General features: G+C 65.9%; 18 protein-coding genes. 12 read left to right on the top strand and 6 right to left on the bottom strand.

Features of this window, described 5'->3' with window-relative positions; all coding sequences use genetic code 11:
* Positions 1-5 precede the first annotated feature (5 nt).
* Positions 6-677 carry a S24 family peptidase gene (locus tag U0S50_RS00650; RefSeq protein ID WP_322306820.1) on the bottom strand — a complete coding sequence of 224 codons (672 nt, stop codon included), beginning with the start codon at positions 675-677 and terminating at the stop codon, positions 6-8.
* Positions 678-801: 124 nt separating this feature from the next.
* Between U0S50_RS00650 and U0S50_RS00655 the strand changes: the two genes are divergently transcribed.
* Together U0S50_RS00655 and U0S50_RS00660 are read left to right on the top strand one after the other, a co-directional pair.
* Positions 802-1062, top strand: coding sequence for a hypothetical protein (locus U0S50_RS00655; protein WP_322306821.1), 261 nt, complete (start codon positions 802-804; stop codon positions 1060-1062).
* Positions 1059-1406, top strand: coding sequence for a hypothetical protein (locus U0S50_RS00660; RefSeq protein WP_322306822.1), 348 nt, complete (start codon positions 1059-1061; stop codon positions 1404-1406). Before U0S50_RS00655 ends, U0S50_RS00660 begins: the two co-directional genes overlap by 4 nt.
* A 5-nt stretch (positions 1407-1411) precedes the next feature.
* On the opposite strand, the gene U0S50_RS00665 is transcribed toward U0S50_RS00660, so the two are convergent.
* Together U0S50_RS00665 and U0S50_RS00670 are read right to left on the bottom strand one after the other, a co-directional pair.
* Positions 1412-2308, bottom strand: a complete 897-nt coding sequence (locus tag U0S50_RS00665) for a hypothetical protein (RefSeq protein WP_322306823.1) — start codon at positions 2306-2308, stop codon at positions 1412-1414.
* Between the two features lie 27 nt (positions 2309-2335).
* On the bottom strand, positions 2336-3559 hold the full coding sequence (locus U0S50_RS00670; protein WP_322306824.1) for a TIGR04063 family PEP-CTERM/XrtA system glycosyltransferase: 1224 nt from the start codon (positions 3557-3559) through the stop codon (positions 2336-2338).
* A gap of 107 nt (positions 3560-3666) precedes the next feature.
* Between U0S50_RS00670 and U0S50_RS00675 the strand changes: the two genes are divergently transcribed.
* The 7 genes from U0S50_RS00675 (at position 3667) to U0S50_RS00705 (ending at position 9311) form a co-directional block, all read left to right on the top strand.
* A complete protein-coding gene (locus U0S50_RS00675; RefSeq protein WP_322306825.1) occupies positions 3667-3846 on the top strand; it encodes a hypothetical protein in 180 nt (59 codons plus the stop codon).
* Positions 3839-5221, top strand: a complete 1383-nt coding sequence (locus tag U0S50_RS00680; RefSeq protein ID WP_322306826.1) for a putative O-glycosylation ligase, exosortase A system-associated — start codon at positions 3839-3841, stop codon at positions 5219-5221. The genes U0S50_RS00675 and U0S50_RS00680 overlap by 8 nt, the downstream gene beginning before the upstream one ends.
* A 263-nt stretch (positions 5222-5484) precedes the next feature.
* Entirely contained in the window at positions 5485-6594 is a 1110-nt protein-coding gene (locus tag U0S50_RS00685; RefSeq protein ID WP_416194945.1) for a mechanosensitive ion channel family protein, read from the top strand.
* A 93-nt stretch (positions 6595-6687) separates the two neighbouring features.
* Positions 6688-7146 carry a MaoC family dehydratase gene (locus U0S50_RS00690; protein ID WP_322306828.1) on the top strand — a complete coding sequence of 153 codons (459 nt, stop codon included), beginning with the start codon at positions 6688-6690 and terminating at the stop codon, positions 7144-7146.
* A 92-nt stretch (positions 7147-7238) separates the two neighbouring features.
* Positions 7239-8420: an acetyl-CoA C-acyltransferase gene (locus tag U0S50_RS00695; RefSeq protein WP_322306829.1), complete on the top strand. Its 1182-nt coding sequence runs from the start codon at positions 7239-7241 to the stop codon at positions 8418-8420.
* Positions 8420-9004, top strand: a complete 585-nt coding sequence (locus U0S50_RS00700; RefSeq protein ID WP_322306830.1) for a carboxymuconolactone decarboxylase family protein — start codon at positions 8420-8422, stop codon at positions 9002-9004. The genes U0S50_RS00695 and U0S50_RS00700 overlap by 1 nt, the downstream gene beginning before the upstream one ends.
* A 16-nt stretch (positions 9005-9020) precedes the next feature.
* The gene (locus U0S50_RS00705; RefSeq protein WP_322306831.1) at positions 9021-9311 is read left to right on the top strand and encodes a putative quinol monooxygenase; all 291 of its coding nucleotides are present in this window, start codon (positions 9021-9023) and stop codon (positions 9309-9311) included.
* A gap of 10 nt (positions 9312-9321) precedes the next feature.
* Here U0S50_RS00705 and U0S50_RS00710 read toward each other — a convergent pair whose 3' ends face one another.
* Positions 9322-9804: a hypothetical protein gene (locus U0S50_RS00710; RefSeq protein WP_322306832.1), complete on the bottom strand. Its 483-nt coding sequence runs from the start codon at positions 9802-9804 to the stop codon at positions 9322-9324.
* A 56-nt stretch (positions 9805-9860) separates the two neighbouring features.
* Positions 9861-10331, bottom strand: coding sequence for a redox-sensitive transcriptional activator SoxR (gene soxR, locus U0S50_RS00715; RefSeq protein ID WP_322306833.1), 471 nt, complete (start codon positions 10329-10331; stop codon positions 9861-9863).
* A gap of 95 nt (positions 10332-10426) precedes the next feature.
* Here soxR and U0S50_RS00720 point away from each other — a divergent pair, with 95 nt between their 5' ends.
* Entirely contained in the window at positions 10427-10822 is a 396-nt protein-coding gene (locus U0S50_RS00720; protein WP_322307267.1) for a VOC family protein, read from the top strand.
* A gap of 64 nt (positions 10823-10886) precedes the next feature.
* On the top strand, positions 10887-11351 hold the full coding sequence (locus U0S50_RS00725) for a pyridoxamine 5'-phosphate oxidase family protein (protein ID WP_322306834.1): 465 nt from the start codon (positions 10887-10889) through the stop codon (positions 11349-11351).
* 75 nt (positions 11352-11426) lie between these two features.
* On the opposite strand, the gene U0S50_RS00730 is transcribed toward U0S50_RS00725, so the two are convergent.
* Positions 11427-12431 (bottom strand): dipeptide epimerase, encoded by a 1005-nt coding sequence (locus U0S50_RS00730; protein ID WP_322306835.1) that lies wholly within the window; start codon positions 12429-12431, stop codon positions 11427-11429.
* A 24-nt stretch (positions 12432-12455) separates the two neighbouring features.
* Between U0S50_RS00730 and U0S50_RS00735 the strand changes: the two genes are divergently transcribed.
* On the top strand, positions 12456-12851 hold the full coding sequence (locus U0S50_RS00735; protein ID WP_322306836.1) for a YkvA family protein: 396 nt from the start codon (positions 12456-12458) through the stop codon (positions 12849-12851).
* Positions 12852-12869 lie beyond the last annotated feature (18 nt).

A 12869-nucleotide genomic window follows, 5' to 3' on the forward strand; every position in this document is an offset into this window, starting at 1 on the left:
GCCGATCAGCGTACCCGGCGCCCGGTCCAGATCACCCGTCCGACCAGTTGCACCGCCGTCATCGGCAGGTCGTCCCAATTGCGATAATGCGGATTGTCGCTGATCACCGCGATGCGCCCCTGCCCCGGAACGCGCGCGACGCGCTTCACCATCAGCACATCCTCCATGCGCAGCACATAGATGCCGTCGCGCAGCCGCGACGCCGCATCGCCGCCGTCGACCAATATATCGTCGCCATCGTCCAGCGTCGGCGCCATCGAATCGCCCTCGACCCGAATGATGCTGAGCGCGCGCAGATCGGCGCCCAGATCGCGCAGCCATTTGGGATCAAAGGCGACAGCCCCCTCGACCGGCTCGCCGTCGATGCTCGCCCCGGCCCCCGCCGAAGCGCCGATCGCCAGCTTGGGGACAAGCAGCATATCATTCCCATGCGCGCCCCGCACCGATGTCGCGACCCGCTGCACCGGCGCCCCCAGCACCGCTTCGGGCACGCCCAGATAGGCCGCGATGCGCGCGCGATCCCCTTCCGCCAGACGCCGCGGCGATCCACGCTTGATATATTGCTGGATATAAGCGGGATTGCGCCCGATCACGTCCGAAAGGCGCGCATAATCAACCCCCCGGTCCCGGCACAACCGGTCGAGCGCCGCGCGCGGATCATCGTCGAAATCGGTCAAGCGCTGGTCCTTCCTATTTCGTCCTAGCAAGCGGATTTTTCCTAGACAAGTAGGAAATCAATCATCAGATAGGAAATATCCTATCGAGCGACTCATCCGCTCATCACCGAACAGGCAGGAAAATATGGAGCGCAGCCTGTTGCAACGGATCGAAGCGTTTCTGAAGGAATCGGCCATGCCGCCCAGCGTGTTCGGACGCGCCGCCGTCCGCGACCCGCGCCTGGTCGGCGACCTGCGCGGCGGGCGCGAACCGGGGCGTCAGATCATCTGTCGTACGGAACATTTCATGAACAAATGGCGTGCCGATCGCGATGCCGGGCGTATTGCGGCAGTGGGCGACCTTCGTACCCGTGCGGCGCGCCAGGCTGGCGGAGGACGGGCATGATCCGCTGGTCGCCCGCGGCACCGGGGCGCACGGCTTGCCCGCACCGGCGACTTGCCCGCCTGCTCGCGCGGATGATGCCGACGGGGATCGAACTCGGCCGCTCCACGCTTCGCCCCTGGGCCAGCGCGAATTTCGTCGGGGCCCGGCATGTTTTTCCCTGCACGCTGGTACCGGATGGCGCACCCGCGATGGCCGCGGGGGCCGAGGTGATCGCCGCGGCGATGCAGCAGATGTTCGGTGACCAGCAATGGCATGTACCGGGGCATATCGTCGCCGATGTCGCCATAGAGCCGGCGACGGACGGGCGCGGCCTGACGATCGAAATGCTGACCGTCGAAGCGTGACCCGATCAGCCGGTCGCCTGTCGGTTGAGCCGCTGCAGCGTCCCGAGCGCGGCCTCGAGCGCAAAGTCGATTTCGGGGTCCGCCTCGGATCCGGCGTCCGTTTCGGGGGCCGTCTCTGCGGCCGCCGAACCCGGAACCGGAATTGCCGGTGCCGACGGGCCGCCGGGCGCCACACGGCGTCGAGACAGGCCGGCCTCCAGCCGCGCAACCATCGCGCCCAGGCTGTTGTCCGACGGATCGGGCAGCGCGGGTCCGGTCGCGGCAACGGGCTGCAGCCACGGCTCCTCGCCGGGTTCCACGGCCGCATCGGGCGCCAGGTCGGCAAGGATCAGCTCGTCGCCGCCATCGCCCATCACCGGATCGGCCGGAACATCAACCTGGATATCGACCGGCGCTTCTTCGTTGGCGAACGGCCGGACGAGCGGACCCAACCCTTCGGGCGGCAGGTCGCGGCCGGCGCGGATCGGCGGGCGCAGCGCATCATCGGGGTGAAGGTCGGCGCGGCGGCGCGGCAACACCGCTTCATCGTCCGCGCTCGCTGCCGCCTTGCGCCCGCGTATCCGGCGCGCCAGCGCGGCGACGCCGGTTTCTTCCGGGCGAGTGACGAGCAACGCCACAAAGCCCGCCACGATCGCGGCCGCTCCCGCCATGCCGATGGCAAGGCCAAGCCGCGCGGCATTGCCGACGGGCGGCACGAAAAAGTCCGACAGGCGATCGAGATAAAGGTTCCAGCTGATCGCCGCGACCCATGCCATCGGCATGACCGCCACGACCAGAAAGGTCAGCGCCGCGGCGCCGATGATCGCGGGGACCGCCGGGCGCAGGCCACGAAGCAGCCCTTTCAGGGTCGGTTGCCGCCGGATGTCGCTGGCTTCGTGCATATCGTTCCAAATCTGCGGCATTGCTTTCAATACCGCCCTTCCCTTTCGCTACGCCGCCCGGCCGATGCCGTCGCGGTGCAGCAACCGCTGGTAAACCGGCTCGTAACGTAAAATGTTTGATGACCAGTTACGATGAGTTTCGACGAAGATGCGTGCCGTCCGGCGTCGTTCGTCCCACATCGCCCGATTTTCAAGCAGCCCGGCCAGCGCGGCAGCGATCGCTGCCGGATCGTCGGGCGTAAACAGGGTTCCGGTCACGCCATCCTCGATCAGTTCGCGGTGCCCGCCGACATTCGATGCCGCGACCAGCTTTCCCTGCGCCATCGCCTCCAGCGGTTTCAGCGGCGTGACAAGGTCGGTCAGCCGCATCTTCTTGCGCGGATAGGCCAGGATATCGATCATCGAATAATATCGCTCGACCTCCTCGTGCGGCACGCGGCCGACGAAATGGATGTGCGCCGCGACCGGCGATGCCGCCGCCTGCGCCTTCAGCGCCGCCTCCATCGGCCCGCCCCCCACGAGCAACAGCCGCGCGGCGGGCTGCGCCGCGACCAGCGCCGGCATCGCCGCGATCAGATCGTCGATGCCCTCATAATCGTAAAAACTGCCAATGAAGCCGATCACCGCGTCGCTCGGCGCCAGTCCCAGCGCGGCGGCGAGCGCATCGTCGCGCGGCGGCGGATCGCCGAACAGGTCAAGGTCGACCCCGTTCGGCGACACGATGATCTTGGCCGGATCGATGCCGCGCGCGATCAGGTCGTCGCGCAGTCCGTCGCAGATCACGGCAACCGCGTCGGCCGACCGGACGGCGTGGGTCTCCAGCCGCCGGGTCAGCCGGTAACGCGCGCTGCCTTCGCGCCCGGTTCCATTTCCGACCGAGGCATCCTCCCAAAAGGCGCGAATCTCGTAGATGACCGGAATATTAAGCCGCTTTCCGACGCGCAGCGCCGCCAGCGCGTCGAGCACCGGCGAATGGGCATGGAGCAGGTCGGGCCGCCATTCGCGTACCAGCGCCTCGGTCCGGGCCGCCAGCGCGCCGATTTCGCGCCATTCGCGGATCGGCGAGCGGGCGGGCGCGACCGCCGGGGTGCGATGAAAGGTCAGCCCGTCGACCGTTTCGACCGCCGGGCCGGGAATCGGATGACGAACCCCCGTCACCCCCGCGACCTCCCACCCCTTGGCGGCTTGCGCCTTCATCAGCGCGCGGGTCCGAAAGGTGTAGCCGCTGTGCGTCGGCAGGCTATGGTCAAGAATGTGCAGGATCCGGGTCATGGGCTTGCGCTTTGACATAGAAGGCTTAACGCGGCGTCAACCCCCTTGGCGTAGAGCCGCCGCAAGAGACCCGACAGGGTCGCAGAAAAGCTAGGCGTTGCCGCTCGATGGTCGACAATTTCTCGATTGCCCTGACCCATGTGCTGATGGCCATCGCGCTGTGGCGCATGCTGCACCGCGACGATCTCGACCATGAGGTCAGCCCGCGGATGCGCTGGCAGCAACAGCGCGACGCCGAAACCGCGACGCGCCCCGCCACGACAGAGGACACGCCCGGCCATGCGTGACATCGCCTTTGTCGCCTTTCTGTTTGCCTTTATCGGCGTGGGGTTCCGCAAACCCTTTCTGTTCATCCTGTGCTTTTGCTACATCGATATCGTCGCGCCGCAACGGCTCAGCTATTTCCTCATCAACGCGCTGCCGGTGTCGCTGATCGTGTTCGGGCTCGCCGTCGGGGGGTGGCTGCTGGCCGATGACAAGCGCGATACCCGCTGGTCGGGACGCCAGAGCTTGCTGCTGCTGCTGCTCCTTTATTGCTGGATGACGACGATCAACGCCGATTTCCCGGTCGAGGCGGCCGACAAGTGGAGCTGGGTGTGGAAAGCATTGCTGTGGGCGATCTTCCTGCCGCTGGCGCTGCGCACGAAATTGCGGATCGAATCGCTGGCGCTGATCATGTTGCTGTCGGCGGCGTCGATCGCCATCGCGGGCGGGATGAAAACGGCGATGGGCGGCGGCGGCTATGGATCGCTGCAATTGCTGCTCGACGAAAATTTCGGCCTGTACGAAGGGTCGATCATGTCCACGGTCGGCGTTGCGATCATCCCGCTGATCCTCTGGTATCGCCGTCATGGCACCATCTTTCCGCCCGACTGGCGGGTCTCGCTCTTCTGCTTCGCGCTCTGCTTTGCCTGCATGTTGCTGCCGGTGGGGACGCAGGCGCGCACCGGTCTTGTCTGTCTCGCGGTCCTCGCGATCCTCTCGCTGCGCACCGTAAAGCACCGGATGCTCTATATCGGCGGGGCCGCCTTGCTCGCCGTTGCCGCCGTGCCCTTCCTTCCGGAAAGCTATACCAACCGGATGGAAACGATCCGCGGGTACAAATCCGACCAGTCGGCCTCGACGCGCGTGGCGGTCTGGGCGTGGACCTGGGACTATGCAAAGGAAAACCCCTTCGGCGGCGGGTTCAACGCCTATATCCAGAACCGGCTGCGCGTCGAAACCGAGGCATCGACGTCGGGATCGGCCGATCCCGGCGCGGCTGGTCCGACGGTTCATGACGAACAGTCGCGCGCCTATCACAGCAGCTATTTCGAAATGCTGGGCGAACAGGGATATCCGGGAACCGCGATGTGGCTGCTCCTCCATTTCGCCGGGATATTTCAGATGGAACGGCTGCGCCGCCGCTATCTGAAAACCCGCCGGGCCGAGGAGCAATGGATCGCCCCGCTCGCGACCGCGCTGCAGAACGGCCACATCGTCTATATGGTCGGGTCGCTGTTCGTCGGCATCGCGTTCCAGCCCTTCATCTATATGATGCTGGCGCTCGAAATCGGGCTTTCGACCTATTGCCGGCGGCGCGAAAGCGAATCGGGTTGGCGGCCGTTGATGGCCCGCCCGGCCCAGGTTCCGGCCCGCCACGGCTGGACCGCGCCCCGATAGGCGGCGCGGCGCGCGGGAACCTTTCGGCGGTCCGGACGCTACAATCGTGGGCGGTCGTCGCCCTTTCCAATGTTTCGCGTTACCCACGCGGGATTTTCGCCTATCTGAAGCCGATGCCCGACGCTGCGGGGGCCAGCGCCCGCAGCGCCCCGTCGCCATCGACAATGACCAAATGATCAACGAGGAACCACGTGACCCTGTCCCTTCTTGCCGCCGCGGCATCCAGGCCGGCCCCCGCAACGACCAGCAACCCGATCGAGGACATGCGCCACTGGTGGGATAGCAGCGCCGCCTGGCTGAACAGCCACTGGCTGCAGATCGGCATCGCGGTGGTCGCCGGCCTGGTGATCTATTTCCTGCTGTCGATGCTCCGCTCGCTGGCGCTCAAGCGCGCGCAGGCGGCGGCGGGCCAGTTCACGCTCACCGATATCGTCGGGCGTGTCATCTACAAGACCAAGTCGGCGGTCCTCGCCATCGTCGCGGCCCGCATGGTGGCGGGCTATGCCCAGCCGCCCGCGATCGTCATGGAACTGATCCGCTTTGCCTTCACCGTCGCGGTGGTGATGCAGGCGGCCTTCTGGATGCGCGAAATCGTGCTGGGGCTGATCCAGCGCCGCGCCGCCGACGGCAACAATGAAACGCTGTCGAACGCGATGGGCATCATTCGCCTGCTGATCAGCGTCGCGCTATTCGCGGTCGCCGGCATCGTCATCCTCGACAATATGGGGGTCAATGTCACCGGCCTGATCGCCGGTCTGGGGATCGGCGGCATCGCCATCGGCCTTGCCGCGCAGGGAATTTTTTCGGACCTGTTCGCCTCGCTCTCGATCATCTTCGATCGCCCTTTCCGGGTCGGCCAGACGATCAAATATGACAACAGCATCGCGACGGTCGAACGCATCGGGCTGAAGAGCACCCACCTGCGGTCGGTGAACGGCGAGTTGCTGGTCATTTCCAACACCAATCTGCTGTCCAAGGAAATCACCAACTACGCCAATCTCGACCGCCGCCGCGTCCAGTTCGCGATCGGCGTGGTGTATCAGACCAGCCCGGCGATGCTGCGCGCCCTGCCCGCGCTGCTCGAAGCGCAGGTCCGGACCGAGGGGCATGAATTCATCCGGTCGAGCTTCGTCGGTTTCGGGGCCTCCAGCCTCGATTTCGAACTGGTCGCCGACGTCCACAGCGACGATTATGCCGAGGTGATCGCCGCGCGCACCGCGATCGGTATCCGGCTGTTCGAGGAAATGACCCGCGCCGGTTACGAATTCGCCTATCCGACCCAGACGACCTTTACCGCGGCGCCCGACGGGACGATGATTCTCCCCTATGCCGAAACCCTCACGATGAAGCAGCCGAAACCCGCCGCCCAATGACGCTACGGCGCCGGGCGCACATGGCTTGGCCCTTGTGCGACCGGTTCCGCCGGGCCTAGAACACGCCCTTCACAAGAGATGAGGGGATCAGAAATGGCTGCGATTCCGCCGCAGGAAATGAAGAAACTGGTCGGACAGCCGCTCGGTTCGTCGGAATGGGTGCTGGTCGATCAGGACATGATCAACAAGTTCGCCGAGGCGACGGGCGATCATCAGTTCATCCATATCGACGAGGAAAAGGCAAAGCTGACGCCCTTTGGCGGCACCATCGCCCACGGCTTTTTGACGCTGTCGCTTTTCCCGCTGCTGATGGCAAAATCGGACTGCCCACGCCCCGATGGCGTCAAAATGGGCGTCAACTATGGCGGCAACAAGGTTCGTTTCCTTGCCCCCGTCCGTTCGGGCAAGCGCGTGCGCGGCCATTTCAAATTGCTCGAACTCGACGAAAAGCGTCCGGGCCAGTGGCAGCAGACACTGGAATTCTCGGTGGAGATCGAGGGCGAGGAAAAGCCCGCGCTGATCGCCGAATGGATCAGCCAGTTCTTCGTCTGATCGCGACGATCATATCGGATGTGACACATCGAGTTTGACCGGCCGACCTCCCCCGAAAAGACATACCGGTCCAAAGCAGAAGGAAGATTATCATGCGTGACGCCGTCATCGTTTCCACCGCCCGCACCCCGCTGACCAAGGCGGCGCGCGGCTCGTTCAACAACACCCCGTCGCCGACGCTCGGCGCCTTTTCGGTGAAGGCCGCGGTCGAACGCGCCGGGCTCGAGGGCGGCGAAATCGACGATGTCGTCTTCGGCGCCGCGATGCAGCAGGGTTCGCAGGCACCGAATGTCGCGCGGCTGATCGCGCTGCGTGCCGGCCTGCCCGTCACCGTCCCCGGCATGTCGATCGACCGCCAGTGCTCGTCGGGCCTGATGACGATCGCGACGGCAGCAAAGCAGATCATCGTCGACCGTCAGGACATTGTCGTCGCGGGCGGTGTCGAGAGCATCTCGAAAGTCAGCGGCAGCGGAAAGATTTTCATCGAACCCGATGCCGAACTGCTCGCGATGCACAAGGACACCTATATGCCGATGATCGGCACCGCCGAGGTCGTCGCCAAGCGCTACAATATCAGCCGCGAATATCAGGACGAATATTCGTTCCAGTCGCAGCAGCGCACCGCCGCCGCGCAGGCGTCGGGCAAATATGACGACGAAATCGTCGCGTGCAAGGCGACGATGGCGGTCGTCGACAAGGAAACCAAGGAGGTTTCCTACAAGGAAGTCGTCGCCAACAAGGACGAATGCAACCGCCCCGACACCACGCTCGAAGGGCTCGCGAGCCTGAAACCGGTGATGGGCGAAGGCCACACGATCACCGCGGGCAACGCCAGCCAGCTCAGCGACGGATCGTCGGCGTGCGTCGTTATGGAAGCCAAGCTCGCCGAAAAGCGCGGCCTGACCCCGCTCGGCCGCTATGTCGGCATGGCGGTCGCGGGCACCGAGCCCGACGAAATGGGCATCGGCCCCGTCTTTGCGATCCCCAAGCTGCTCGAACGCTTCGAGCTCAAGATGGACGATATCGGCCTGTGGGAACTCAACGAAGCCTTTGCGGTGCAGGTGCTCTACTGCCGCGACAAGCTCGGCATTCCGAACGAACTGCTCAACGTCAACGGCGGCTCGATCTCGATCGGCCACCCCTTCGGCATGACCGGCGCGCGCTGCGTCGGCCACGCGCTGATCGAAGGCAAGCGCCGCGGCGTCAAATATGCCGTCGTCACCATGTGCATCGGCGGCGGCCAGGGCGCAGCGGGCCTGTTCGAGGTCTTCTGATGCGTCTCGGCGCGCCCCGCATCGCGCCGGTCGATCTCGACCGGATCGACGCCGACCAGCGCGCCGCGCTCGAACCCTTCCTTGCCACCAATGGTGGCAAGGTCGGGGGCGGCCGGGTGCTCAACATCTTTCGCACCCTTGCCCATGCGCCGACCGCGCTGACCGCCTTTCTCGGCTGGGGCAATTACATCCTGTCCAAACGCAACGCGCTCAGCCCGCGCGACCGCGAGCTCGTCATCCTGCGGACCGGCTTCAACTGCCGCTCGGGCTATGAATGGACCCAGCACAAGCGCATCGGCCTCGACTGCGGCCTGACGGAGGAGGAGGTCGAGCGGATCAAGACCGGACCGGACGCTCCGGGATGGAGCGCCCTCGACCGCGCGATGCTGCGCGCCACCGACGAACTGACCGCCGACCATTTCGTCACCGACGCCAGCTGGTCCGCGCTCGCGCCGCTGGGCGACAAGGCGCGCATGGACCTTGTCATGACCGTCGGCCAGTACACGCAGGTTTCGATGATCTTGAACAGCTTCGGCATCCAGGTCGAGGACGGCTGGACGATCGACCCCGATCTCAAGGCCTGACACCAGGGGGAAAGACATGAGCGCCATCGGAGTGATCGCGACCATCCGCGTGCAGCCGGGCAAGGAAGCGGATTTCGAGGCGGCCTTCGCCGACCTCGCGGCGGCGGTGAATGCCGACGAGCCGGGCAACAGCTATTATCGCCTGTTCCGCACCGACGAGGCCGGCACCTACAAGGTGCTCGAATGCTATGACGATGCGGCGGCGGTCGAGGCGCACCGCGCATCGGCGCATTTCCGCGAGATCGGCGCCCGCTTCGGCGCATGGCTCGCCGGCGCACCCGATATCGAGCGGCTGACCGCGGTCTGATCGCTCGCGCTTATTCGACGCGGGTGAACAGGTTCGTTCGCATCCCCGGCGTGCCGTCGCTCGTGAAAAACACCACCGTTTCGGTCATCGTCCGGCCGTCGGGCGACACCGTGTAGGTCCGCATCGATCCCGGTACGCCGCCGAGCGCCAGCGCGGTGATCATCACATTCGGCTCGGGCATCCGCGTTGCGGCGGTATCGGCCTCCAGATTGCCCTCGACATGGACGGGCTTGCCGTCGGGGCTCCAAACCGACTTCGCCTGGACCATCTTCCCGTCGGGCAGCGTCACGTCGACCAGCGTCCGCCACTGCCCCGCCCCCGCGTCGCTATAGGTGATCGTGACGCTCTTCGGCCGTGCCTCCGGCGGGATCGGCAGGCTGGCGACGTCGACCGCCCAGGTGCCGATCAGCGGGGAAACGGCGGCCTCCGCGGCCAGCACGGGGCTGGCCGACATCGCGCCGGCGACCAACAGAACCGGAAAGAACGCTTTCATCGAACCTCTCCAAGCCATTGCATATCGCGGCATTTCTATCGGGCGCGGCGCGTGCGTCAATCGACCGCGGCGATGTCGACCGCCCGGTCGCCGAGCAGATATCGCGGCCCCGCGCCGCGCTGCGCCGCCTTGTCCCCCGGATTGTAAAGACCGCATTTCTTGAGGCTGAGGCAGCCGCAACCGATGCAATTGTCGAGCAGCGCGCGGGTGCGCTGAAGCGCGGCGATCTGGCCGTCGATGCGATCGCGAAGCCCGGTGCTGATCCGCGTCCAGTCGGCACCGTTCGGCGTTCGCCCGGCCGGAAGCCGCGCCAGCTCGGCCGCGATCTCTTCCAGGCTCAGGCCCAGTTGCTGGGCGATCAGGATGAAAGATATGCGGCGGATGTCGGCGCGCAGGAAACGGCGCTGCCCGCCGGGGGTTCGCAGGGCCGCCACCAGCCCCTTTTCCTCGTAGAAACGGATCGCCGATACCGCGACGCCGGTTCGCGCCGCCAGATCGCCGATCGCGATCAGGTCGCTGCAGTGCATATGTGCTCGCTACCTCCCGATACAGATTGGGCTTGATCTCAACTCGACTTTAGATTGCAGAGAAGGGGCGTCAATCTGGAAACAGGAGAATGATGATGACGCACCCCTTCATCGAACATGTCAATCTGACCGTCAGCGACCCCGGCCGCACCGCCGCGCTGATGACGCGCATCTTCGGCTGGCACGAACGCTGGCACGGTCCGGCACGGGATGGCGGCCGCACGATCCACGTCGGATCGGACAGCGCCTATGTCGCCCTATACACGGGGCCGAACGGCGAACATGCCGGCGTCCGCTGGCCCTCGGGCGCGCCGCTCAACCATATCGGTATCCAGGTCGACGATCTCGATGCGATCGAGGAAAAGGTGATCGCCGCGGGGCTTCGCCCGATCAATCACGGCCATTACGAGCCCGGACGGCGTTTCTATTTCCACGACCATGACGGGATCGAATATGAAATCGTCAGCTATGCCGAGCCCGCCAAGGGATGAACCGGGCAACATCGGGGCGTTCCGCTCGTTGGTCTGTCGCAAGCCAAGGAAAGGAACCCCCACGATGACGGACGACATCAAACAGCGTTTCTGGAAGGAATTGTCGGCCAGCCCCTATCTGATGGTCGCCCTCGACGGCGCGCACCATCACGCCATTCCGATGACGGCGCAGCTCGACAAGGACAATGACGGCTGCTTCCACTTCTTTCACAGCCGCGGCGGCCGACTGGCGGCGGGCGGCTCGGCGATGGCGCAGTTCGCGGCCAAGGGCCATGATCTCTTCGCCTGCGTCGCGGGCACCCTGACCCCTGTTACCGACCGCGCCACGATCGATCATCTGTGGTCCAACGCGGTCGAGGCCTGGTACGAAGGCGGCCGTGACGATCCCGACCTCCTCCTGCTGCGTTTCGACCTCGACGACGCCGAAATCTGGACCGCCGATGCCGGGATCAAGGGCCTGTTCAAGCTGATGACCGGGCGGACGATCCGGGAAGGCGAAATGGGCCGTCACGCCGAAGTGACGCTCTGATGCCCGCCGCCATCGCAGTCGGCACCTTCGCTTCCGACGTGCGAACGGACCGCGTGAAGCGCTGAAGCCCGCTCGCTAGGGATTCGGCTTGGGATCCGGCGGCGCCACCTCTCCTCCCCCGAAACGAAAGCCATTCTCGCGGTCGCGCGCCAGCAGCGCGGGGCCGTCGAGATCGACCCAGCGCGCGCGCTGCGTCAGGACAAAGGCGGGGGCGATGGCCAGGCTGGTCGAAAGCATGCATCCGACCATGATCGCCAGCCCCGCCGCGTCGGCGGCATCGGCGATCCGCAGCGCTTCGGTCAGCCCGCCGGCCTTGTCGAGCTTGATATTCACCCCGTCGTAAAAGGCACCGATCCGCGCGACATCGGCGGCGGTCTGGCAACTTTCGTCGGCGATGAACGGGATGGGCGCATATACGCCGTCGAGCAGGGCATCGGCGCCGACCGGCACCGGCTGTTCGATCATTTCGACGCCCAGTTCGGCCAATGCTTCGGCCTCGGCCAACAGGTCGATCTGGCCCCAGCTTTCATTGGCGTCGACGATCAGCCTTGCATCGGGGGCGGCGCCGCGCACCGCCGCGACCCGCTCGCGATCGCCGGTTCCGGTCAGCTTGAGCTTGAAAAGGCAAAAGCCCTTTTCGGCCGCCGCCGCCGCGTCCGCCGCCATGCGGTCGGGGGCGGCCAGCGAGATGGTAAAGGCGGTGATGCGCGCGGCGGGCGCGCCATCGCATCCGGCCAGCCGCCACAAGGGGACGCCGCGCCGCCGCGCCTCGGCATCCCACAGCGCGCAGTCGAGCGCGTTGCGCGCCGCCCCCGGCCCCATCAGTTCCTGGATCGCGCCGCGCGCGCCTTCGGCGCTCATCCCGGCGAGATGCGGCATCACGCGCAAGATCGCGTCGCGGCATCCCGTCGCATCCTCGCCCAGATAATCGATCGGCGTCCCCTCGCCGCGGCCCGGCGCGCCATCGTCGTCGATCTCGGCGACGACGACATCGACATGCTCCCTCGCGCCGCGGCTGATCACGAACGCCCCCGCGACCGGCCAGCGCTCGACGCGCGCGCTTTTCAGTTGGATAGCCATGGAAGAAGTCTAATGATGCGCGCCATGCCCGGCAAATCCCTTTCCGAACGCATCGGCGATCTTGGCCTTCGGCTCGCCATCGACGCGCACACAGCCTGGCTGGCCGCCCGCGACCCGCGTGTCCCCGGCCTTGCGCGCTTTCTGGCGGTGGCGGTGGCCGCCTATGCCCTGTCGCCAATCGATCTCATCCCCGATTTCATTCCGGTGCTGGGATGGATCGACGACCTGATCCTGGTTCCGCTCGGGCTGTGGGCGGTACGCCGCCTGATCCCCGATCCGCTGTGGGCCGACCTCCACGCCGCCGCCGAAGCCGCCAGCGAACGCCCCTCAAGCCGTGCGGGCATGGTCTTCATCCTGCTGCTCTGGGCCGTCCTGCTCTATCTCATCTACTGGAGCGTCCGGATATCCCCGGCGCACTAGCGCCGAGGCGATCACCGT

Source organism: Sphingopyxis sp., from assembly GCF_034380315.1.
Taxonomy (GTDB): domain Bacteria; phylum Pseudomonadota; class Alphaproteobacteria; order Sphingomonadales; family Sphingomonadaceae; genus Sphingopyxis.